Raw genomic sequence first — 22757 nt, 5'->3', positions numbered from 1 at the left:
TTAGTAAATATTCGTGGTAATTGGTGTAATTTGTGCACACTCAAATCATATAATTGGTTTTAAATAATATGTCATTGATCAAACCCGTATTCCGCTCTGCTTTGCCGGTCACCCTGTTGCTTGTTTTGCCTTTTTTATCATCGGCACAAAAGAAAAAAGAGAAGGAAAAAGACTACGCCCAACTGGTTGATCCATTTATAGGTACTGGCGGACATGGGCATACTTATCCCGGTGCGGTGATGCCTTTCGGCATGGTACAACTTAGTCCGGATACCCGGTTGGAGGGTTGGGATGGCTGTTCCGGTTATCATTATACCGATAGCCTGGTATATGGTTTCTCGCACACGCACCTCAGCGGTACCGGTGTCCCTGATTACTGTGATGTATTGTTTATGCCAACCACCGGCGATCCTAAATTTAAAAACACAGATTATCGGTCGCACTTTAGCAAAAAAAATGAGAGTGCTACACCAGGTTATTATAAAACACTGCTCGATAAATATAATATTGGCGTTGAGCTAACTGCAACTACCCGCGTAGGCATGCATCGCTACACTTACCCGTCAACCGATAAGGCAAATATTATTATCGATCTGCAGCACCGCGATGAGGTTTTGGATTCATGGATAGAAGTAGTAAATGATCATGAAGTACGTGGTTTCCGTATGTCGAAATCATGGGCTGATAAACAGCAGGTATATTTTTACGCTAAGTTTTCAAAGCCTTTTAAAACTTACGGTATTGCTGTAAATAACGAGGTACAAAATGGCCAAAGCAAAGCACAGGGCAAGAATGTAAAGTTGTTTTTGCAGTTTGATAATCCCGGCGAAGTGATCAGTAAGGTGGGTATCTCCTCGGTAAGCACCGAAGGTGCTTTAAAAAACCTGGATGCAGAAATACCTGATTTCGACTTTAAAAAAATTCAGAAAGATGCCAAAATAGCCTGGAACCATGAATTGAATAAGATTCAGGTAGAGGGCGGCGCACCGGCCCCGGCAACCCAAACCCAACCGGTAGGCGGAACAAGTCCATACAGTTATGCTCCCCCTGCTAAAAAAGTAGTGCAGCCAGACTATGCTAAAATCAAACAAACCATATTTTATACAGCCTTATACCACAGCATGGTTGCTCCCAATATTTACAGTGATGTGGATGGGCAATACCGTGGTATGGATCAACAGGTACATACAGCTCAGGGATTTGATTATTACACCGTGTTTTCCTTATGGGACACCTACCGGGCCGAGAACCCGCTGCTTACACTGATAGACCGCAAGCGCACACTCGATTTTATCAAGAGTTTTATGGCGATGTATGATCAGGGCGGCTTATTACCGATATGGCCGCTTGCAAGTACCGAAACTTATTGCATGATCGGCAATCATTCTATCCCGGTTATTGTGGATGCTTACGCGAAGGGCATCCGCGATTTTGATGCTGAGAAAGCTTTCACCGCCATGAAAGCCGCCGTAAACCGTAACCAGTTTGGGCTGGATAATTATCGCCAAAACGGAGCTGTTCAATCAGACGAAGAAGATGCGTCTGTGTCTAAAACATTGGAGTATGCTTATGACGATTGGTGTATAGCCCAAATGGCAAAAATGCTCAATAAAACCGACGACTATACCCAATACATTCAGCGGGCACAATACTGGAAAAACGTTTTCAATAACCAGAACACCTTTATGCAGGCCCGTGCAAACGGCGGCTGGTTTGAGCCTTTCGACCCTGCAGAGATCAACAGCAATTATACCGAGGGCAACTCCTGGCAGTATTCGTTCCTGGTACCCCACGACGTAGAAACCCTGATTGATAAAATGGGAGGCAAACAGGCATTTGAAAACAAGCTCGATGAACTGTTCAGTACACAATCAAAACTTAGCGGCAGTGATATTCCCGATGTAAGCGGATTGATAGGCCAATACGCACATGGCAACGAACCAAGTCATCACATGGCGTACTTATATAATTTTACAGACTCGCCGGATAAAACCCAGTTTTATGTGAGCCGTATTTTGCGGGAAGAATACAGCAACAAACCTGATGGTTTAGCCGGTAATGAGGATTGCGGGCAAATGTCGGCCTGGTATGTGATGAGTTCTTTAGGAATTTACAACATTGCACCCGGCCAGCAGGATTTTCAGATCGGGATCCCGCAGTTTGATAAGGCAGTGATCAATTTGGAGAACGGCAAAAAATTCAGCATTATTAACCCCGGCGCCGGCATTACCCGCAGCAATATCTATCTGCAAGGCATGAATCTTGATAAAAAGGTATACAGTAAGCTTTTTATCAATTATGATGATATTACTAAAGGCGGGGATTTTGAAGTGTTTACCGGCAGGCTGGCTAATAAGATCTTTACCCAGGATCTGGAAAAACCAGTTTCAAAAATTACTGATAAACTCATCGTACCTAATCCTTACATTATATCGCCCGCCAGGTCATTCAAGCAGCCGTTCAGCATCCAGATCAAAGATCAGGATACTGATGCAAAAATCTATTACACACTCGATGGCTCTGCTCCTGCTGCATCGTCAACGCCTTATACACAGCCAATTACTATTAGCAATAACATCACGGTAAAAGCCATTGCCATAAAAGATGGCAAAAGCAGTTTTATTGACGAAGCAAGTTTTATTAAACTACGTAACGACATCAAACTAACCATAATCAATAAATACCTGCCTAATTACGCAGCAAAAGGCGATGAATCATTAATTGATGGACAGCACGGCACAACCAACTGGCATTTAGGCAATTGGCAGGGCTATCAGGGAAAGGATTTTATAGCCATTGTTGATATGAGCGCCGTTAAACCCATCAAACAAATCAGCGTCAGCACCTTGCAGGATAGCCGTGCCTGGATTGTGTTCCCTAAATATGTACAGTTCTGGACATCAAATGATGGCAAAACTTACAAACTGGCGACCGCCGTTAACACCAAAGTTGATATTAAAGATACCAACGTACAAACGCAGGAATTTACCGCGACGTTAAACACCAATGCCCGTTATATTAAACTGATAGCCAAGCAATACGGCCCGCTTCCAGATTGGCATGGGAATAAAGGCAGCCAATCCTACATTTTTGCTGATGAGATAACCGTGGAGTGATTTTAGATGTGTGGATGTGCAAATGATTGAAGTTTTGCTATAGCTAACCATTTAAAAATGAATAAAACTATTTCATTTTTAAACGGTTAGCTTTATACAAAAAACTTTACCACACATGGAAAATTACAAACCTACCTCTGACGACGGTAAGACCGCCGGCATCATCAGTTATTTTACGCTTATCGGGTGGCTTATTGCCTATTTTGCATTATAAACCAACAATAAAACACCGCTTGCATCTTACCAGATGAGGCAAACCCTATTGTTTCACCTGGTTTCAATTCTTATTTCATGGATTGCCGGTTTTATTATAGGCATGGCCTTTGTAACATCAGGAATATTCATAGGTGCGTCAATCCTTTGGATTATACGCCTGGGCTTACTGGTTATTTGGATCATCGGTTTAATTGGCGCAATTAACGGCGAAACAAAACCGATGCCGCTTATTGGAGAGCCCGCACAAAATATGTTTTCGGGCATTTAAGATTCAGAATGCTATCGCAGACTTACGAAATTTTGAAAATTTCGTAAGTCTTAATATTTCCGTTATTGCTTTTCTAACAAATGTTTAGCCTCCTGTAGTTTTTCCATTTCGTCTTTAGGCAAAACGGGGAATTCCAGCTTCAACTTTTTCAAGGTATCCCTGATTATAGTTGATATCGCGATGCGCGTAAACCATTTCTTATCAGCCGGGATAACATACCAGGGGCAATCATCTGTAGCGGTTTCGTTAATGGCTTTTTCATAAGCTTTCATATACTCATCCCAATGCTCCCGTTCCGCAATATCGCTGGCCTGGAACTTCCAATTTTTTTTGGGGTTATCTATTCGTTTTAAAAAACGCCTCTTTTGCTCCTGTTTTGAAACATTCAGGAAAAATTTGATCACAACAGTACCGCTGTTACAGATATGTTTTTCAAAATTGCGGATGCTCGCGTACCGTTGCTCCCAAAACTGCTTGTCAATATCTTTTACTTGTTTTATCGTTGGATTATTTTCCTTTAAAACAAGTTCGGGATGGACTTTAACGACAAGCACATTTTCATAGTGCGACCTGTTATGAATACCAATACGCCCTCTTTCGGGCAAGGCTTTGTAATGCCGCCATAAAAAGTCGTGATCATAGTCTTCTGAACTGGGCTGTTTAAAGCTATAAACCTGGCACCCCTGAGGATTTATGCCCGACATGGTGTGCGCTATAGCGCTGTCTTTTCCGGCAGCATCCATCGCTTGAAAAATAATAAGCAATGAATAACTATTTGAGGCATAAAGTTGAGCCTCCAATTTAGACGTTTCAGCTATCAGTTCATCCAAAACAGACCCGGCATCTTCTTTTTCGTAACCATAGCTAAATGCAGGATCATGATCACTCAGCGAAAATTTGGTATTACTTGGTACCTTAAATTGCTCTGTCAAACTTTTCATATAAATAGATATCCATACAAAGTACAAAAACAACATTAAAGTTTTAGCAACTTGATTTCAAATATACGTTGCAACCTTCAACAGGCGATTTTTTTTATCCAAACAGCTTTTGATTTATTTATTGTGTACTTTGCACATCATAAATATGTATTATGCCAGCGTTAACCTAAAATTTACCTGTCTATTTTACGTTGTTTATATTTGTTAAACTGCACTATGATATAGTGTCATAATTTTACATTTTTTACCCAATGTTCAGACGTATACGCAACCGGTTTCTGAGATATTTTGTCATATTCATTTACTTCGTAATTATTTTCTTTTGTTCTATTGAGCTTAATTTCCTTTGGCTTTTTGGATACTCACCTGACATGCAGGACATTAAAAGCCCGGTACTTTCGGTAGGATCGGAAGTTTACACTGCAGATGGCAAACTTATAGGCCAGTATTACAAGGAGAACCGCTCACCAATTGAATTTAAAGAGATCTCCCCCAACCTCATAAACGCCCTTGTGGCAACTGAGGATGTGCGGTTTTACAGTCATGGCGGAGTAGATTTTTACTCTTTTTTTACCAGCGTACTCTCAACAGCCAAAGGCGACCGCCGCGGCGGCAGTACCATAACCCAGCAGTTAGCCAAAAACCTTTTTGAAACGCGTAAAAAGAAATCGCAAGGCGTCATTAAGCATATCCCGGTGCTGCGCACTATTGTTTATAAATGCAAGGAATGGCTTACCGCTTTTAAAATTGAGCACGTTTACAGCAAGCAGCAAATATTGACGTTGTATTTCAATACCGTGCCCTTCGGCAATAATTCATACGGTATTAAAACAGCATCGTTAAAGTATTTTAATAAGCAGCCCGGCACCTTAAATCCTGCCGAATCAGCCTTACTTATCGGCATGCTGAAAGCCACATCGAGCTACAATCCCATTAAAAATCCGCAGCGTGCTACCGAAAGGCGCAATACTGTGTTGGGACAGATGGCGAAATATAAGTACCTCACTTCCGACCAGTATAAAAGTAACTTCGCGTCGCCACTCGGGCTCGACCTGAGTTATGTTGAAGACGACTCCCACGGCGATTCGTACCTGCGCCGCGCCGTTGAGAAATGGCTGGACAAATGGTGCAAGGAAAATGATTATAACCTTTACGAGGATGGCCTTAAGATCTACACCACCATCGACTCAAAGATGCAGCAATATGCCGAAGAAGCTGTTACCGAAAAAATGAAGATGCTGCAAAAACGCTTCTATAACCTTTGGGGGAACAAAAATCCGTGGCGCGATTCAAAAGGCGTTGAGATCAAAGATTTCATTCTCAAAAACGAACAAAGGCTTCCTATTTACAAGCTACTTGAAAAAAAATACGGCGGTGATACGATAAAGATCCAGGATTACTTTAAAACGAAAAAGCGGATGACCGTGTTTACCTGGCATGGAGAACAGGACACTACTTTTTCTACTATAGATTCTATAAAATATTACGCTAAGATCCTGAACACCGGTATGATGACACTGGAGCCATCAACCGGTAAAATAAAAGTTTGGATTGGCGGTATCGATCACCGTTTCTTTAATTACGATCACGTAAACCAAAGCCGCAGACAGGCAGGCTCTACCTTTAAGCCATTTGCCTATTTAACGGCGCTTGATAATGGCTTTACCCCTTGCGATAAGTTTACCGACAAGCCGGTATCCATCAAGTACAAAGACAATGGCGAGGACAAAGTTTGGGAGCCAAACAATGCCGACTTCCATTTCTCCTATCGTGAAATGTCACTGCGCTGGGCTATGGGTAAATCTGTAAATTCCATTACAGCACAACTAACCGAAAAAGTGGGCTGGGATAAAATTGTGGAATACGCTCACCGCTGCGGCATCGAAAGCCCTTTGAAGTCAGTTCCATCGGTATCATTGGGTTCAAATGATGTTTCGGTTTATGAGATGGTTAGGGCTTATAGCACCTTTCTTAACAAGGGCGAAAAATTGGATCCGTTACTGGTCACTAAAATAACTGATCAGCAAGGCAATGTGATACAGGAGTTTAAGCTTAAAACCGAGAAAGTACTAAGCGAGGAAACTGCTTGGCTGATGCTTTACATGTTCCGCGGGGGGATGGAAGAACCCGGCGGAACCTCACAGGCGCTGTGGGAATACAACGGCCTTTGGAAAAAAGACAACCAGATAGGCGGCAAAACCGGTACATCATCCGATTATGTGGATGGCTGGTATATGGGTATCACCAAAGATCTGGTAACAGGCATTTGGGTTGGTGCTGATGACCGTTCAGTACACTTTACCACATCCGAAACCGGCGAAGGCTCACATACGGCGTTACCTATCTTCGGCAGGTTTATGGAAAAAGTATATGCCGATCAGTCGTTAGGTTATACTTACGGACCATTCCCCAAACCATGGACCAAGATCACCAAAACTTATAATTGCCCATCGCCGCATATTGAAGAAGATACAACTTCAACTGATAGCATAAGCAACCCTATTGATACAACAGGCGTAACACCTGTACAGGAAAACAATCCGGAAAACCCGGAAAGCACACCGCCTAATAACCAACGGTAAACAGGTAGAGGCGTTTTTTTTCATACTGTGAAGAGAAAATGAATAAGGTTGTTTTTTGAACTAAGAACAACCTTATTTTATTAAATTAGCCATATCTATTTAGTTAAATAATATATGAATAAAGTTTACTCACTTTTCAATAGAGTTAAAAAGCACACCATTATATTTATTTGTTTTGTCGGCTCGCTGTTGATAAGCATCAATGCCAGGGCGCAATATTTTGGCCAAAACAAGGTGAGGTATAAAAACCTTAAGTTTAACGTTTATAAAACCCCTCACTTCGAGATTTACTATTACCTGAAAAACGATAGTATGGTAAAACGCTTTGCCCAGGAAAGTGAACTTTGGTATACGCTCCATCAACAGGTTTTCAGGGATACATTTAAGCATGCCAACCCAATAATATTATATGCCAACCATCCCGATTTTCAGCAAACCACCGCAATTGACGGCGAGATCGGTGTAGGTACCGGCGGTGTTACCGAAGGTCTTAAAAATCGGGTGGTAATGCCGGTGATGGAAACCAATCAAACTACGAGGCACGTTATCGGCCACGAGTTGGTGCACGCTTTTCAATACCGGCTATTGATGGGTCATGATTCGTCCGCATATGAAAATATAAACAACATTCCGCTTTGGATGATAGAGGGTATGGCCGAGTACCTGTCCTTAGGTAAAAAGGACAGCTATACAGCCATGTGGATGCGTGACGCATATTTGAACCATGATATCCCTACCGTTCGTGATCTTACCGAAAGCAGCAAATACTTCCCTTATCGTTATGGCGAGGCATTCTGGTCGTTCATAGGCTCAACTTATGGTGATACGGTTATAATACCCTTCTTTAAAAACGCGGCTAAATTTGGTTTAGAGTATGGCATCAGGCGTACGTTTGGTTATGATGACCGAACCCTTTCCCGCCTTTGGAAAAATTCTATTGAGGCTACCTATAAACCCTTTTTAAAAGACACCACTCAAACACCTAAAGGCATCAAACTGGTTGACAGCAAAAACGGTGGCGACCTTGTGGTTGCCCCATCCGTTAGTCCCGATGGTAAATATGTTGCCTTTCTATCGGCCAAAAGTTTATTCAGTATTGATCTTTATTTGGCCGATGCTAAATCGGGACGCATATTACGAAAACTCACGAGTAAGGTATCCAACACCCATATTGATGAGTTTAACTTCATCGAATCGGCAGGTGCATGGTCGCCCGATGGAACTAAATTCGCATTTAGTGTATTTAGCAAAGGACGTAACAGGCTCGATGTAGTTGACCTGAAAAGCGGCGATGTAATTGACGATATTTCGATGGAGCAGGTAGGTCAGTTCAGTAACGTTTCATGGTCGCCCAATGGCAAGGATATTGTTTTCCAGGGATTGGTTGAAGGGCAGGGCGATTTGTATTCTTATAACTTCGATACCAAAAAGATCACACAGCTTACTAACGATAAGTTTTCTGATTACCAGCCAAGCTATTCGCCGGATGGTAAAAAGATCATTTTTTCAAGCGATAGGACCACCTATGACCAAAGCCTTGAACAGGACATCCCTTTCAACCTTGCCGAACTTGATCTGGCAACGGGAAAGGTAACCGACATAAAAATTTTTAACGGCGCTAACAACCTGAACCCGCAATACTCGGCCGATGGCAAGCAGATCTACTTCCTGTCAAACCGTGATGGCTTCCGTAACCTTTACCGCTATACCATCGCTTCGGGGCAGATAGAACAAATGACCAACCTGTTTACCGGCATTTCGGGCATTACTGAATATTCACCGGCATTAAGCATTTCCAATCACGATGACGTGGTTTACTCTTACTATCGCGCGCAAAAATATTCCATTTATAACGCCAAAGTGTCCGACTTTACCCCTGTTGTTGTGCAACCGGGTGAAGTTAACTTTGCAGCAGGCACGCTGCCGCCAAACCGCTCCGTTGGCGTCGACCTGATCAACTCTAACCTGAACAACTTTTTGGCCTATCGTAAAATCCCGACTGATTCGGTTAAGGCCATTCCATTTCGCTCAAAATTCAAGCTCGATTACCTTGCAGGAAGCGGCATTGGTGTTGGTGTAAGTAACTTCTATGGCACAAGTCTTTCAAGCGGGATCCAGGGCGTATTTAGTGATATTTTGGGCCGCAACCAGATCTTTGCAGCAGCATCGGTGAACGGGCAGATCTATGATTCGGGCGCTGCGGTAACTTATGTAAACCAAACCGGCCGCTGGAACCTTGGTGTGGGCGTTTCTCACATCCCTTACCAGTTCGGCTTCAATTCAACCACCTACCCGGTAAGGAATGTGGGCGGTAAAAATCAAACTGTTTATTCTGATAACATTGACATTATCCGCAATTTTGAGGATGCGGGCAGGGTGTTCACCTCCTACCCTATATCAAAAACCACCCGCTTTGAAGTAAGCGGGGCTGCGTCGCACAACTATTACCGCGTTGACCGTTACAGCGATTACTACCTCATTGATACCGCAGTAGTAAATGGCAAACAGCAAATCGGCATAGGTAATTATATTACGTCTGACAGGAAAAAAATCCCTAACGAAGAAGAGTCTGCAACCCTTAATCAAAACTACGGTTCCACTTATTTCTATAACTTAAAGTCATATTCTATTTTAACGCTTTCAACCGCGCTAATTGGCGACAACTCATTTTTTGGTGTTACAGCACCGTTAAATGGTTTCAGGTACAGGCTGGAAGCCGGTTATAATTTTGGCACCTATAAGTTCTTTGCACCAACAATTGATGTAAGGAAATACGTACGTACCGCACCGGTAACCTTTGCGGCCAGGTTCTTTGCTACAGGCCGTTTCGGCGATGATAAAGGACTTTATCCATTATTTGTGGGTTATCCTTTTTATATCAGGGGTTACGAAGGGCAAACATTTTATAATAACGGTAAGGCTACAACCAACGGCTTCACTATCGACCAATTATCAGGCAGTCGTTTGGCTGTATTTAACTTTGAGGTGCGCTTGCCATTTACCGGTCCCGAAAAATTGGCTGCTATTAAATCCAAATTCCTGTTTACCGATCTTAACTTGTTTTTTGATGCAGGTTTAGCCTGGAATTCTGGTGATCATATCTATTTTCAGAAAGATCCGCCGGTGATTGGTCAGCAGGACTTTATAAATTCTGACGGCACTACTACAACACAAAACATTTACGGTCGGGTACCGGCATTGAGTGCCGGTATTTCCCTGCGGATTAATGTATTTGGTGCTTTTATATTAGAGCCTTACCTGGCTGTTCCATTTAACCGCAGCGATGTTAAAAAACCGTTGTTTGGTTTAGGTTTTACACCAGGTTGGTAATAGTACTTATTACGATGATAAAACAGAAAAGCGGCTGCATAGCCGCCTTTCTGTTTTATATTGCCTAACAATAAGCTACGACAATAAAAGATGAGCCGTCTCCATCCATTTTTTAATCAGCGCGACCCTATCCTTTAAAAATTTTGGCCCGAAAAAGAGATTTGACCAGTCATCAAAGTTTTCATACTGGAAACCAAGATAAAATACCCAAAAGCCGAATCCTAAATATGGGATGGCATTAATTTCTTTATCTGATAATGGCCGAACTTTACGGTAATTTGCAATGAAGGCTTTGAATGAATCGCGTCCCTGTTGTTCTGTAATTTTTCCGTAGGTAACCTCCATAAAATAGTGAATAAAAAAAGAGGTGATATCGTAAGCTAATAATCCTTTCCCTGCAAAATCGAAATCAAAAAAAGTGATCTCACCTACGTTGGTAAAATGAAAGTTCTTAGGGAGAAAATCAAAATGACAATATCCATAGCTGAACTCGCCGCCAAATTGGTTGTATTGGCCGATTACATCAAGAGCAGTATTTCTCAGGTATTCATACTCGTTTTCAAGTCCGGCAAATGCTGGTTCAATAACTTTGATGGGATCAATTATCACCGTATTCATTGAGTATGCTTTACGCTGATGGCTAAGTTCAATTGAAGAGGTAATATTATGTATGGCTGCCATCTCCCTACCTATTACTTCAAGATGTTGCTCACTAAGAGCAGAAATAACACCTCCTTGTGCCCATGAAAACAACACGCCGTAACGAATCCCTTCAGCAGCATTGAATATCTGTAACATTTCACCGCTTTTATCAGGGATAGGTCGAGACACTTTTGCACCTCTTTGAAATAGGATAGATAATAACTCTACCTCGCCTTTGATCTCTTCCAGCTTTCGGTGCGCATCCCTGTAAATTTTAAAAATGTACTTTTCGGCTGCATTTTCTATAATATAAGTGTCGCTCACATTGCGGATCAATAACCGGCATGTTGTATGGCTTAAACCATAACTTTCCTGAAGTTTTATATTCAGTGCTTTTGATGATAAGGTTGAGTATTGCGTAGGGAAGATTTCCATAGGTTAACAAAGGTAGCTTATAATCCACAACCCGGCTATCCATTTTAAAACCTATTTATATTTTGTATGTTTAACCTATAACCTACACACTATGAAAAAGTTACTGCTGTTAATATCCATTGTATTTTGCCCGGCATTATTGCTGGCCCAAACCGACAGCAAAAGCAGTAATACAACAACAATGCTTCCTGCCAATGATATTGTAAAAAACATATCTGTAGCGCCCAATACGCATACATTTTATATTTTCATTCAAAAAACAAACCTCGCACTCACTTATACAAGCCGTGGGCCTATTACCGTATTTGTACCGGTTGATGGCGGGTTTAGCGACATGCCTACCGGTAAGTTCGACTCCCTTGCCAAACCTGCGCATATTTGGGAACTTACAGATTTAGTAGCTTATCATGCCATTGCAGGACAGCTAAAGGCAAGAGACATTCAGAAAAAGATCAATAAAGGAAAAGGCATAGCCACATTTACCACACTTTCGGGCGGTAAATTATTCGCTAAAATAGATAGCAACAGCAATATCGTTTTGATTGATAGCAATGGAGGTAAAAGTACGATCAGTCAGTTTGATATTAAACAAAACAACGGTATAGTACATCTGGTAAACAAAGTACTGGTACCTAAAAAGAAGCTCATATAAACAGACTGCCAAATGACAATCCTCATATAATAAAATTACGTATTTGAGTTATAGCATATAGTAGTTTCCGACAATAAAAAGGCAGCATCTATAATTAAGATAACATCAAAACATAATGGGTTATGAAAACACTCATCTTAACAGTGATAGCTTTAAGCATCCTGATAGCATTTGGATGCCAAAATACCAACGGACAGGACGCTAAACGTAAACTGAGCAAACCTGCCGGTGAATGGAAAAAGATGCTTACATCCAATCAATACCATATTATGGTTGAAAGCGGCACCGAACCACCCTATCAGAACGAGTATTGGAACAATCATGAAAAAGGTGTTTACGTAAGCGCCGCAACCGGCGATACGCTATTCACCTCTGATGACAAATTTGATAGCGGTACGGGCTGGCCAAGTTTTGTTAAACCTGTCAACCCGAAAAAAGTAGCAATAATTACTGATAACAGCTACGGCATGAGCCGTGATGAAGTTATTGAAAAAAGTACAGGCTTACACCTTGGCCACGTATTTGATGACGGGCCTGCCGACCGCGGCGGCAAAAGGTACTGCATGAACTCAGGGGCTTTAAAATTTATTAAAAAGCCATAACCCTGCGGTTAGCATTTAATGACGGGCGTAGCTGCGGCCTTACACGTAAGCCCTGCTCATATTTTAACCCAATGGTCAAATCTATCCAGTCGGCATTAACAGATCTGATCATTTTTTCTTTTTGCGGACGGGTATAAGTGCTCACCACTTTAAAACGTTCCATAGCCTGTTCTTCGGTATTGATCTCCTCAAAGTAAACCAAACGGTTAAGCTGTTGCGCATTATCGAAAAACAAAGTTGGCATTTCGCTGTAAAACTGGATGGTTTTCATCAGGTCTGAACATAAGCCTACATGCAGATTTTTACGGTTTCTGTCGGTAATGATATAAACAAAACGTTTCATTTTATGATAAAAAATTTGGTGAACAGATAATTATTACTAACTTTATGAGCATAAAATTACTAATAAATTTAGCAAATCCAAATTTTATGTCAATAATTTCACAAAATATTAAGTTTCTCCGCAAAAAGAAGGGTTTAACGCAGCAGCAATTTGCGGACGAATTAGGTATAAAACGTTCATTAGTAGGCGCATACGAAGAAGACCGGGCCGACCCTAAATATGACTTACTAAAAACATTAGCAACCTATTTTGATGTTACTATTGATGACTTCATCAACGAAACCATCAACGAAAAATGGCAGCCAAAACCAAAAGGCAACCCTGCTAACCTGCGAATCCTGAGTATTTCTGTTGATAAGGAAGAAAATGAAAATATAGAAATGGTACCTGTAAAGGCCAGCGCCGGTTACCTTAATGGTTATGCTGATCCTGAATACGTGGCACAGCTTCCGAAGTTTTACCTGCCTATGTTTAAACAGGGTACTTACCGCGCTTTTGAGATCAAAGGCGACTCCATGCTTCCGCTTGTATCGGGCACTATTATAATAGGTGAATACGTAGAAAACTGGGGCGATGTAAAAAGCGGCGAAACCTATGTAGTAATATCTAAAAATGACGGCGTGGTTTACAAACGCATTGGCAATAAATTTAAAGAGAACAAAAAGCTAAAGCTTATTTCTGATAACCCCGTTTACCAACCTTATGAAATACCGGGCGAGGATGTACTGGAACTGTGGAAAGCAAAAGGTTATATCTCCACCCAATTGCCATCACCGTCACCGGAGCCTACCATGGAAAGCCTTACAGCAATGATGGCCCAGATGCAACGCTCTATATCTAACTTACAGCAAGGCAACAATTAAGTTACATCGGCTTTTTTAAACCATTACGATCTATCTTTATCATACTGATAAAACGTAAATTAAATTAAAAAGCTATGAAAAAATTATTGTTAATGTGCTGCTTCCTTTTAGGAATTTCAGCAGCCAGCTACGCACAGGGTGGCATGAGAAGAAGCCCGGAAGAAAGAGCAAAAGAATTGCAAACCCAGCTTAAATTAACGGATGATCAAACAACCAAGATCACTGCGGTTTACAAAGAGCAGGCAACTAAAATGGATAGCGTACGTACTGCGGCCAATGGCGACAGGGATGCGATGCGCTCTGCGATGCGCCCAATGATGGAAGCAACCAACACCAAAATCAAAGCTATTTTAACAGCCGAACAAGCTGCGGCTTACGATAAGGCAATGAAAGAAAGAATGGACCGTATGCGCCAGGGCGGCGGTGGCCAGTAAACATTATCACATAGAAAAAAGCGACCAATGGTCGCTTTTTTTATTTTTGCACAAAACGAAGCACATTGAACCCAGCCGAAGATTTTTTAAAACGCAAACTGCAGGAGCGACAACAAGCTGGTAACTACCGTGAACTGAAACCCGAAAACAGTAGGGTTGACTTTTGTTCAAACGATTATCTCGGTTTTGCTCGTTCGTTAGTTTTAAAGCAAAGCATCGCTCAGGAAGTAAACACCAATCCGCTTAGCTTAAATGGTGCAGCCGGGTCAAGACTGCTATCGGGCAACATCCGATATGCCGAAGATCTGGAAAATCAAATAGCTGACTATCACCAAAGTGAAGCGGGCCTGCTTTTTAATTCGGGCTATGATGCTAACCTGGGACTACTGTCATCGCTTGCCCAGCGCGGCGATACCATAATTTTAGATGAGTTAGTGCATGCGTCAATCATCGATGGCGCAAGATTAAGCTATGCCAATCGCTATAGCTTCCGGCATAATGACCTGGAGAGTTTAGAAGCTAAATTAAAATTGGCCAAGGGCAATTGCTATGTGGTTATTGAAAGTGTGTATTCTATGGACGGAGATACTCCTCCCCTTACTCAAATCCTTAATCTTACAGAAAAACATAACGCCGCGCTGATTGTTGATGAAGCACATGCTGTAGGTCTTTATCCCAGGGGGCTGGTTTGTGAGCTTGGTTTACAACAAAGGATTTTTGCCCGTATAATAACATTTGGCAAGGCACTGGGCAGTCACGGGGCTGTAGTGCTCGGTAGTAATACCTTACGAAAATATCTAATCAATTTTGCTCGTTCCTTTATTTATACTACTGCAGCACCTTTCCACCAGCTGGCAGCTATAAAAATGGCCTATCAGCTATTAGAAGATTCCCGCGAAGCTACCATCAGCCTGAAAAAGAATATTGACCTGTTTAAACAGCAAGTAAACACGGGCAAAAATTTCACTTTACTAAATAGTGATAGCGCTATTCAATGTATCGTACTCAAAAGCAATGAAATGGCAAGGGAAGCGGCTAAGCAACTGCAAATGAACAACTTTGATGTGCGGCCCATCTTAAGCCCTACGATTGCACAGGGCACCGAGCGCATCAGGATTTGCCTGCACAGCTTTAATACGGAAAATGAATTAACTTTGCTGGCTGTAACTCTTAACAAATTTATATTACTACATGCTTGATACGCAACCGATATTTATTACCGGTATTGATACCGGAATAGGTAAAACCCTGGTTTCGGCTATTTTAACTGAAAAACTAAACGCAGACTATTGGAAGCCCATACAATCGGGCGACCTTGATAACAGCGATACACTGAAAGTTAAAAACCTTATCTCAAATCCGGTTACCCAGTTTTTCCCGGAGGCCTATGCTTTAACTCAGCCATTCTCCCCTCATAAATCTGCTGCCCTTGATAAAGTGACTATCGACCTGGAAAACATCGTTCTGCCTAAAACTGATAACCAGCTAATTATTGAGGGCGCCGGTGGCCTTATGGTACCGTTGAATGATAACTTTCTTATTATCGACCTTATTAAACAGCTTAATGCAAAGGTAATACTGGTAAGTAAACACTATTTAGGCAGTATTAATCATACCCTGCTTTCCTTACATGCATTAAAAAAATATGGCATTCCTGTTATGGGGGTAATTTTTAACGGTGATAAGGATATCTATTCAAAAAGCTATATCCTCGATTATTCAGAAGTTGCCGATCTGGGACAGATCCCTGAGTTTAAAACTATCAACAAAAAAACTGTTAAAGAGGCCGGTAAGTTTATTACCTTGTAATACCGGCAGATTATATAAACCGATGTTTTGCCGGTTTCGTAAACAAATACTATGAAAAACATTACTGTAATTGGCTCCGGCACTATGGGCAACGGCATTGCCCACACCTTCGCGCAATATGGCTTTGAAGTATCATTGGTGGATATCAGCGGCGATGCCCTGAGCAAAGCATTACAAACCATCAGCAACAATCTTGGCAGGCAAGTAAAAAAAGGTACCATCACCGAAGAAGTAAAAACAGAAACGCTGAGCCGTATCCGTGTTTTTACAGATTTGGCCGAAGGCGCTCAAAATGCCGGCCTGGTAATTGAAGCTGCTACCGAAAACCAGGAAATAAAACTAAAACTGTTTAAACAGCTCAGCGAAATTTGCAATGAAAACGTAATACTGGCATCCAACACCTCATCTATTTCTATCACCAAAATTGCTTCGGTAACCAAACATCCGGGCAATGTGATAGGTATGCACTTCATGAACCGGTGCCGGTAATGAAGCTTGTTGAAGTAATACGGGGGTATGCCACTACTGATGCCGTTACCGAAACCATTATGGAACTTTCGCGCACTTTGGGCAAAGATCCGGTTGAGGTTAATGACTATCCAGGCTTTGTAGCCAACCGCATTTTAATGCCGATGATTAATGAGGCCATTTATACGTTGTATGAAGGTGTTGCCGGCGTACAGGAAATTGATACGGTGATGAAGCTGGGTATGGCCCACCCAATGGGTCCGTTGCAATTAGCCGATTTCATTGGGCTGGATGTTTGCCTTGCCATTTTGAAGGTATTGCATGATGGCTTCGGAAACCCTAAATATGCTCCTTGTCCGCTGTTGGTAAATATGGTTACAGCAGGCCATTTAGGGGCTAAAACCGGCAGCGGATTTTATAAATACACTGCAGGCAGCAAAGATTTGATTGTAGCTGATAAATTCAGCGCGTAAACCCGGTTAAACTTTCGATGTTGGATGTTGTCAATAGTCATTATACTGAACAACTAAAAACATCTGAAAATGAAAACCATTGCTAAATTAGGAATAGTACTCGCCTTAACAGGCTCATTATTTGCATCATGCTCAAGCCAGGCTTATGTAACAGAGCAGCCGGTTGAACCTGTTTATGTTCGTCCGGTAGCTCCCTACCCTAACGCGGTTTGGGTACCCGGCGAATGGGTTTGGCGCGGCAACCATTACGTTTACCGCCAGGGCTTTTACGCACGCCCAAGATATAACCGGGTATTCGTACAAGGGCACTGGCAACCAACCAATCGTGGTTATGTATGGGTGAAGGGATATTGGAGATAATCGCTGCGCCCCCCGGCCCCCTAAAGGGGGAGTTTAAAATACGAAAAGCCCCAGGTACTATTATTTACCCGGGGCTTCTTAATTAATAATCATTGTTCCCCCTTTAGGGGGTTAGGGACCTACATCCTCTCCGGCACTTCAATCCCTAAAAGCTTCATCCCTTTGCTGATCACCTTGGCTGATGATGCAGATAGAGCCAAACGGAATTGTTTTGAATCCTCATCTTCAGCCTGTAAGATCGACTTTTCATGATAGAACTTGTTATATGTTTTAGCAAGTTCATATACATAGTTGGCTATTACTGCCGGGCTATAACCTTTTGCAGCTTCTTTAACCGTTTCGGGGTATTTATCAAGCAATACAATTAAGTCGCGCTCAACACCTGCCAGTTCAGTTACCACAGGTTTAAGCTCAGCATTATAATCGGCCCTGCTTAGTACCGATTTAATACGGGCATGCGTATATTGAATAAACGGGCCCGTATGTCCCTGAAAATCTACGGATTCATTAGGATCAAACAGCAAACGTTTTTTTGGATCGACTTTTAACAGGAAGTATTTAAGTGCGCCCATACCAATGGTATGATATAATGCAATCTTATCTTCTTCGTTAAACGCATCAACCTTGCCCATGGCTTCGGTTTGCTCTTTAGCGGTTGCTTCCATCTCGGCCATCAAGTCATCAGCATCAACCACTGTGCCTTCACGCGATTTCATTTTGCCAGATGGAAGATCAACCATACCATATGATAGATGAAACAATCCATCTGCACCTGTTTTTCCCAATTTCTGCAATATCAGGAACAGCACCTTGAAGTGATAATCCTGCTCGTTGCCTACCACGTAGATGGATTTATCCATGTGATAATCATTGTATTTCAATTGGGCCGTACCCATATCCTGGGTGATGTAAACGGAAGTACCATCACCACGAAGCACCAGTTTTTCGTCAAGACCGTCTGAGGTAAGGTCTATCCAAACCGAGTTATCAGCTTTTTTAAAGAATACACCTTTTGCAAGGCCTTCTTCAATAATATCCTTACCTAACAGGTAAGTGTTAGACTCGTAGTAGTATTTATCAAAGTCAACACCCAGTTGCTTGTAGGTTTCGGCAAAGCCAGCGTACACCCAACCGTTCATGGTTCTCCACAAGTTCATTACCTCTTCATCTCCGGCTTCCCATTTTTGCAGCATCTGCTGGGTTTCGATCATGATAGGAGTCGCATTTTTGGCTATCTCTTTGATCTTATCGTCTTCACCGGCAATTTTATCTTCCAGTTCGCCAATTAGCTTCTGATTTGCCTCGTCGGTTTGAGCACGTTTTTCTTTAACCTTTGCTATGGTAGCTAACGAGTCCTCTATTTTGGTCTTCTGATTTTCTTTAAAGGCCGAAAGGTCATGCTTCTCGTAAACTTGACTCAAAACAGGTTTAAGCTGTTCCCTCAGTTCTTTATCAAACAGCACATAATATTTACCTACCAGGTGATCGCCCTTCATGCCTGATGATTCAGGTGTTTCACCATTGCCGAACTTTTGCCAGGCCAGCATTGATTTACAGATATGGATCCCGCGGTCGTTAACCAGATTGGTTTTGATCACCTCGTAACCATCAGCAGCCAGTATCTCAGCAACTGAATAACCCAACAGGTTGTTGCGGATATGACCAAGGTGCAGCGGTTTGTTGGTATTTGGAGATGAATACTCTACCATTACCTTTTGTCCGTTGGGCTTTGCTACCGCAAAATCATCGGCAGTAATGTTGTTATATAAACGACCGATCCAGTATTCGTCGGTTATAGAAAGATTAAGGAAGCCTTTAATCACGTTAAAAGAGGCAACTTCCTTTAATTCGTTTTTAAGGAACTCCCCTATTTCGGTACCGGTTTGTTCCGGGCCTTTGCGCGAAAATTTGGTGAACGGGAAGGTTACTATGGTTACTTGTCCTTCAAACTCCTTACGTGTTTCCTGTATGCTAACGGCAGCCGGTTCAATGTCAGTTTGGTATAATTGCTTAACTGCTTTTACGGCCGCTTCTATGATAAAATCCATTCGGCAAAATTAAATAAAATGGGCAGATTGTGAATACTAAAATGGCGATGTTTACATGTAGATTAGGAGGCACCTACAGAATCAACAGCAATTTATAATGAGCGCTACAAACAGGACACAGCTGTGGAGTACTAAGACTCAAATATTGTTATGAGCCACATGCTTAAAAACATGCCTATAATCATTTCTTACCCGATTATTGCAATTAAAAAAAGCCCCAGGTCAACACTACTTTTTAGACATTCATTATGGAATAATTATTCAACCCAAGACGTAAACAACTTCAAAACCCCGGTCTGATTATTTTGCTCTGCCAATTTCCTGGCTGATATCCCCTGTTTATTATCTATATTAAAGTCGGCGCCATATTTCAGCAACAACCTGATCTGATCCAGTTTATACTTTCGTTTCACCGCATAAAAAAGTGCAGTATTCCCGTATTTATCGGTAAAATTCACATCGGCACCATTGCTTAAAAACCATTCGGCCACTTCAAAGCGTTTCCAGTTGAATGCGGCCATAAACGGGCTGTCATCTCCAGCACCCGGGTCTGTTTGTGCACCATAGCTTTTAAACAGACCGGCGGCTTCCACATCATTATACCAGGTTATGGCATACATGCAATGCTCCGGTTTGGCGCCATTAGCCAGCAAATATTCATATAACAGCTTATTTCTTCCCCGGGTATAAGCATACCAAAGCGGGGTGGCCGGAAAAAAGCCGCATTCCTCTTTTATCCGGTGGATTGAATTGATATCCATGCCTTTTGCCAGCAATAGCTTAAGCATGGTCAAACTTTCTTCGGCTTTTGCAGGGCGTTTGGCGATTTCAATGCCACACAGGTAATGAAGTGCATTTTTACCGCTGTCTTCAGCCCAGGTAAGCCAGCCGTGATCTTTTTCGATCATCACTTTAACAGCTCCAACGTTAAGTTCTTTTATGTGCTGAATAAATTTGATCATAGCTTTCTCCTTTTATTTATCCAGCAAAGTCAACCAGGTTTTCACAACGTTTCGCAAAGCTTCTTCTTTTGCCTTAACTTCTTCCATATTGTGAAAAAAAGCCAACCGGCGGCCGTCGGCATAATCGCCGGAAAGCAAACCGGATGTATCATTGATCTTTGCCCCTGAGGGGAATACCAGTCTGATACAATCTTTTTGGTACACGTTCGAAACGATAATATATCTTTTATACTCTTTAGGATCAAAGGGTTTCATTTCACCGATATATAAAAAGCTCGGTGCATTCCATTTGATATGCTCGCCAATTTCATCGTCAATAGCCAGGATAATTTTTCTCAGCGCTCCTAACACCTCCTTCAATGGATGATCAAGCTTTTGCATGTAACTGTCTACCCCTGTAGAGTCGGAAAGGGCAGCTGATTTTGTACTTTTGGCTTTCATGATTAACAGGTAATAAATTGGTTAAGAGGGGCTATTTAAATTTAAAAAAAGAAAACATAATACCAAAGGAACGTTGAATAGTACCATTAAATAACCCCGCATCGTCTTAACTTTGATATATCAAATCAGATTATTACCATCATGGAACAAAAGCTGCCATTACCGCCATTTAACTTTGAAACAGCCACCCAAAAAGTGCAATTAGCCGAAGACGCCTGGAACAGCCAGGACCCGGCAAGGGTCTCTTTAGCATATACCATTGACACCGAATGGCGCAACCGCTCGGAATTTGTAAACGGGCGCCAACAGGTAGTGGAATTTTTAACCCGCAAATGGGAAAAAGAATTCGATTATAAATTAAAAAAAGAACTGTGGGCCTTTACAGATAACCGTATTGCAGTACGTTTTGAGTACGAATATCATAATGCTGAAGGCCAATGGTTTCGTGCTTATGGCAACGAGAACTGGGAGTTTGACGAAAACGGCCTGATGCAAAAGCGCTATGCCAGCATCAATGACCTGCCCATCAAAGAAGAAGACAGGCGGCTGTAAAAAGAAATAGCCCATTACCAAAGCCGATGGCTCTTATAATGGGCTAAACATCAATATTAAATAATTGAACAAAAAGGTTTAGGGCTTCCTTAAATTCAGTTAGTATAGTTTTGAACTGTAATTCCAATTTCCCAACGCCTCTTCGCAGCACTTGAATATTTATTTTATCAGCAGTGCAAATTAAAAGCCGGGCATATTTCTTTCAACAACCCAAATCTCGCTTAACAATTAAGAATTAAAAAGGGTGAAACCACCCTTTTTTGCTTTAAACGGCATGGTAAAATGAAATATAAGTTCATTATTTTTTTACTTTGGCAATATGATTAACATCAGTTAACATATACACCTAATATTAATGCACACTTCAACATATACCGGGCCTGTACAAATTGCCATAATTGATAATCATACCTTATTTAGACAGGGAATGATCAGCTTACTGGGCGATTTTAAAGAGATCAATATCCTTTTTGACGCCGAAAATGGAGAGGATATGATCAGCAAGCTAAAAAAAACCGCCTTACCTGATATTATATTGATGGATATAACTATGCCGGTAATGGATGGTTACGCAGCTACGGCCTGGTTACGTGAAAATCACCCTACAGTAAAAGTGCTGGCGTTAAGCATGTCTGACGATGATAAACCTATTATAAACATGCTTAGGAACGGAGCTGTTGGCTATATGCTTAAGGAATCGAAGATAAGAGACGTAGTTTATGCAATGCAAACTATCCAAAAGCACGGCTATTATCTAAATGAACTGGTAAGCGGCAAATTGCTTTATACCATGCAAAATAAAAATACACCCGTCGATAAATCCAAAGAGCTTACCTCCAATGAACTTGCATTTCTGAAACTAAGCTGCTCTGAACTTACCTACAGGCAAATTGCCGACGAAATGAACCTGAGCCCGCATACTATTGATAATTATCGCGAATCGTTATTTCAAAAGTTTGGGCTTAAATCAAGAACAGGCATGGTACTTTTTGCCATCAAAAATCAGATCATAACCGTTTAAAAAACGAAGGACAAACAATAATGTTAGCAGGTTAACCCCCTGAATCAAACACAAGGGGATAATTGTAAATGCCTTCCAATACTTGACATTTTCTCCTTTCTTCGTCCTTTCCTGCGTAATGGCATCAACCCAGATCTTATAATAAATGCCCAACATTTGTTTCAGATATAGCATGCAACTATTTTAAATAACCTTAACG

The 22757-nt window shown here is 41.7% G+C and carries 20 protein-coding genes and 1 pseudogene; 15 read left to right on the top strand and 6 right to left on the bottom strand.

The genetic code is table 11. The features are described from left to right. Positions 1-68: 68 nt before the first annotated feature. Complete coding sequence (locus DIU38_RS06810) at positions 69-3116, top strand: GH92 family glycosyl hydrolase (RefSeq protein WP_112654374.1); 3048 nt, start codon at positions 69-71, stop codon at positions 3114-3116. Between the two features lie 247 nt (positions 3117-3363). Next, entirely contained in the window at positions 3364-3600 is a 237-nt protein-coding gene (locus tag DIU38_RS06805; protein WP_112654375.1) for a hypothetical protein, read from the top strand. Between the two features lie 62 nt (positions 3601-3662). On the opposite strand, the gene DIU38_RS06800 is transcribed toward DIU38_RS06805, so the two are convergent. Then, positions 3663-4541, bottom strand: coding sequence for a polyphosphate kinase 2 family protein (locus DIU38_RS06800; protein ID WP_112654452.1), 879 nt, complete (start codon positions 4539-4541; stop codon positions 3663-3665). 251 nt (positions 4542-4792) lie between these two features. On the opposite strand from DIU38_RS06800, the gene DIU38_RS06795 reads away from it, so the two are divergent. After that, the gene (locus tag DIU38_RS06795) at positions 4793-7123 is read left to right on the top strand and encodes a penicillin-binding protein 1A (RefSeq protein ID WP_112654376.1); all 2331 of its coding nucleotides are present in this window, start codon (positions 4793-4795) and stop codon (positions 7121-7123) included. 114 nt (positions 7124-7237) lie between these two features. Beyond that, positions 7238-10453, top strand: a complete 3216-nt coding sequence (locus DIU38_RS06790; protein WP_112654377.1) for a DPP IV N-terminal domain-containing protein — start codon at positions 7238-7240, stop codon at positions 10451-10453. Between the two features lie 75 nt (positions 10454-10528). On the opposite strand, the gene DIU38_RS06785 is transcribed toward DIU38_RS06790, so the two are convergent. Further along, positions 10529-11530, bottom strand: a complete 1002-nt coding sequence (locus DIU38_RS06785; protein WP_112654378.1) for a phosphotransferase enzyme family protein — start codon at positions 11528-11530, stop codon at positions 10529-10531. Positions 11531-11621: 91 nt separating this feature from the next. On the opposite strand from DIU38_RS06785, the gene DIU38_RS06780 reads away from it, so the two are divergent. Beyond that, on the top strand, positions 11622-12182 hold the full coding sequence (locus tag DIU38_RS06780) for a fasciclin domain-containing protein (RefSeq protein WP_112654379.1): 561 nt from the start codon (positions 11622-11624) through the stop codon (positions 12180-12182). Positions 12183-12304: 122 nt separating this feature from the next. Beyond that, on the top strand, positions 12305-12784 hold the full coding sequence (gene msrB, locus DIU38_RS06775) for a peptide-methionine (R)-S-oxide reductase MsrB (RefSeq protein WP_112654380.1): 480 nt from the start codon (positions 12305-12307) through the stop codon (positions 12782-12784). On the opposite strand, the gene DIU38_RS06770 is transcribed toward msrB, so the two are convergent. Beyond that, positions 12771-13127: a GIY-YIG nuclease family protein gene (locus DIU38_RS06770; RefSeq protein ID WP_112571944.1), complete on the bottom strand. Its 357-nt coding sequence runs from the start codon at positions 13125-13127 to the stop codon at positions 12771-12773. The two genes, msrB and DIU38_RS06770, sit on opposite strands and share 14 nt — an antisense overlap. Positions 13128-13213: 86 nt before the next feature. On the opposite strand from DIU38_RS06770, the gene DIU38_RS06765 reads away from it, so the two are divergent. From DIU38_RS06765 to DIU38_RS06740, 7 genes and pseudogenes are all read left to right on the top strand, one after another. Further along, the gene (locus DIU38_RS06765; protein WP_112654453.1) at positions 13214-13990 is read left to right on the top strand and encodes an XRE family transcriptional regulator; all 777 of its coding nucleotides are present in this window, start codon (positions 13214-13216) and stop codon (positions 13988-13990) included. 74 nt (positions 13991-14064) lie between these two features. Continuing rightward, positions 14065-14424, top strand: coding sequence for a hypothetical protein (locus DIU38_RS06760; protein WP_091162584.1), 360 nt, complete (start codon positions 14065-14067; stop codon positions 14422-14424). A gap of 65 nt (positions 14425-14489) precedes the next feature. Next, the gene (locus DIU38_RS06755) at positions 14490-15623 is read left to right on the top strand and encodes an aminotransferase class I/II-fold pyridoxal phosphate-dependent enzyme (protein WP_112654381.1); all 1134 of its coding nucleotides are present in this window, start codon (positions 14490-14492) and stop codon (positions 15621-15623) included. Next, the gene (gene bioD, locus DIU38_RS06750; protein ID WP_091162582.1) at positions 15616-16233 is read left to right on the top strand and encodes a dethiobiotin synthase; all 618 of its coding nucleotides are present in this window, start codon (positions 15616-15618) and stop codon (positions 16231-16233) included. The genes DIU38_RS06755 and bioD overlap by 8 nt, the downstream gene beginning before the upstream one ends. Before the next feature lie 51 nt (positions 16234-16284). Continuing rightward, a pseudogene (locus DIU38_RS35045) lies at positions 16285-16769 on the top strand (3-hydroxyacyl-CoA dehydrogenase family protein); the annotation flags it as partial. Between the two features lie 12 nt (positions 16770-16781). Then, positions 16782-17174 carry a 3-hydroxyacyl-CoA dehydrogenase family protein gene (locus DIU38_RS35040; protein WP_456152472.1) on the top strand — a complete coding sequence of 131 codons (393 nt, stop codon included), beginning with the start codon at positions 16782-16784 and terminating at the stop codon, positions 17172-17174. A 69-nt stretch (positions 17175-17243) separates the two neighbouring features. Then, positions 17244-17534 carry a YXWGXW repeat-containing protein gene (locus DIU38_RS06740; protein WP_112654383.1) on the top strand — a complete coding sequence of 97 codons (291 nt, stop codon included), beginning with the start codon at positions 17244-17246 and terminating at the stop codon, positions 17532-17534. A 119-nt stretch (positions 17535-17653) separates the two neighbouring features. Here the strand turns inward: DIU38_RS06740 and argS are convergent, their stop codons facing one another. From argS to DIU38_RS06725, 3 genes are all read right to left on the bottom strand, one after another. Further along, positions 17654-19582 (bottom strand): arginine--tRNA ligase, encoded by a 1929-nt coding sequence (argS, locus tag DIU38_RS06735; RefSeq protein ID WP_112654384.1) that lies wholly within the window; start codon positions 19580-19582, stop codon positions 17654-17656. Between the two features lie 257 nt (positions 19583-19839). Continuing rightward, the gene (locus DIU38_RS06730) at positions 19840-20544 is read right to left on the bottom strand and encodes an ankyrin repeat domain-containing protein (RefSeq protein WP_112654385.1); all 705 of its coding nucleotides are present in this window, start codon (positions 20542-20544) and stop codon (positions 19840-19842) included. A gap of 12 nt (positions 20545-20556) precedes the next feature. Further along, entirely contained in the window at positions 20557-20985 is a 429-nt protein-coding gene (locus tag DIU38_RS06725) for a DUF1801 domain-containing protein (RefSeq protein ID WP_112654386.1), read from the bottom strand. A gap of 141 nt (positions 20986-21126) precedes the next feature. Between DIU38_RS06725 and DIU38_RS06720 the strand changes: the two genes are divergently transcribed. Together DIU38_RS06720 and DIU38_RS06715 are read left to right on the top strand one after the other, a co-directional pair. Continuing rightward, on the top strand, positions 21127-21537 hold the full coding sequence (locus tag DIU38_RS06720) for a nuclear transport factor 2 family protein (protein ID WP_090526872.1): 411 nt from the start codon (positions 21127-21129) through the stop codon (positions 21535-21537). 355 nt (positions 21538-21892) lie between these two features. Next, complete coding sequence (locus DIU38_RS06715; protein WP_112654387.1) at positions 21893-22558, top strand: response regulator transcription factor; 666 nt, start codon at positions 21893-21895, stop codon at positions 22556-22558. The last annotated feature ends 199 nt before the right edge of the window (positions 22559-22757 follow it).

This window comes from Mucilaginibacter metallidurans (genome assembly GCF_003286435.2).
GTDB classification, from domain to species: Bacteria; Bacteroidota; Bacteroidia; order Sphingobacteriales; family Sphingobacteriaceae; genus Mucilaginibacter; species Mucilaginibacter gossypii.
The sequence above is the reverse complement of the archived record's forward strand: the minus strand, read 5'-3'. Positions and strand labels throughout refer to the sequence as shown.

Excerpts from the sequence above, each read along its gene's own strand:
- msrB (WP_112654380.1), top strand. The coding sequence starts at position 12,305 with ATGAAAACACTCATCTTAACAGTGATAGCTTTAAGCATCCTGATAGCA.
- DIU38_RS06760 (WP_091162584.1), top strand. The coding sequence starts at position 14,065 with ATGAAAAAATTATTGTTAATGTGCTGCTTCCTTTTAGGAATTTCAGCA.
- argS (WP_112654384.1), bottom strand. The coding sequence starts at position 19,582 with ATGGATTTTATCATAGAAGCGGCCGTAAAAGCAGTTAAGCAATTATAC.
- DIU38_RS06715 (WP_112654387.1), top strand. The coding sequence starts at position 21,893 with ATGCACACTTCAACATATACCGGGCCTGTACAAATTGCCATAATTGAT.
- DIU38_RS06725 (WP_112654386.1), bottom strand. The coding sequence starts at position 20,985 with ATGAAAGCCAAAAGTACAAAATCAGCTGCCCTTTCCGACTCTACAGGG.
- DIU38_RS06780 (WP_112654379.1), top strand. The coding sequence starts at position 11,622 with ATGAAAAAGTTACTGCTGTTAATATCCATTGTATTTTGCCCGGCATTA.
- DIU38_RS06785 (WP_112654378.1), bottom strand. The coding sequence starts at position 11,530 with ATGGAAATCTTCCCTACGCAATACTCAACCTTATCATCAAAAGCACTG.
- DIU38_RS06790 (WP_112654377.1), top strand. The coding sequence starts at position 7,238 with ATGAATAAAGTTTACTCACTTTTCAATAGAGTTAAAAAGCACACCATT.
- DIU38_RS06805 (WP_112654375.1), top strand. The coding sequence starts at position 3,364 with ATGAGGCAAACCCTATTGTTTCACCTGGTTTCAATTCTTATTTCATGG.
- DIU38_RS06810 (WP_112654374.1), top strand. The coding sequence starts at position 69 with ATGTCATTGATCAAACCCGTATTCCGCTCTGCTTTGCCGGTCACCCTG.
- DIU38_RS06800 (WP_112654452.1), bottom strand. The coding sequence starts at position 4,541 with ATGAAAAGTTTGACAGAGCAATTTAAGGTACCAAGTAATACCAAATTT.
- DIU38_RS06795 (WP_112654376.1), top strand. The coding sequence starts at position 4,793 with ATGTTCAGACGTATACGCAACCGGTTTCTGAGATATTTTGTCATATTC.
- DIU38_RS06765 (WP_112654453.1), top strand. The coding sequence starts at position 13,214 with ATGTCAATAATTTCACAAAATATTAAGTTTCTCCGCAAAAAGAAGGGT.
- DIU38_RS35040 (WP_456152472.1), top strand. The coding sequence starts at position 16,782 with ATGGAACTTTCGCGCACTTTGGGCAAAGATCCGGTTGAGGTTAATGAC.
- DIU38_RS06720 (WP_090526872.1), top strand. The coding sequence starts at position 21,127 with ATGGAACAAAAGCTGCCATTACCGCCATTTAACTTTGAAACAGCCACC.
- DIU38_RS06730 (WP_112654385.1), bottom strand. The coding sequence starts at position 20,544 with ATGATCAAATTTATTCAGCACATAAAAGAACTTAACGTTGGAGCTGTT.
- bioD (WP_091162582.1), top strand. The coding sequence starts at position 15,616 with ATGCTTGATACGCAACCGATATTTATTACCGGTATTGATACCGGAATA.
- DIU38_RS06770 (WP_112571944.1), bottom strand. The coding sequence starts at position 13,127 with ATGAAACGTTTTGTTTATATCATTACCGACAGAAACCGTAAAAATCTG.
- DIU38_RS06740 (WP_112654383.1), top strand. The coding sequence starts at position 17,244 with ATGAAAACCATTGCTAAATTAGGAATAGTACTCGCCTTAACAGGCTCA.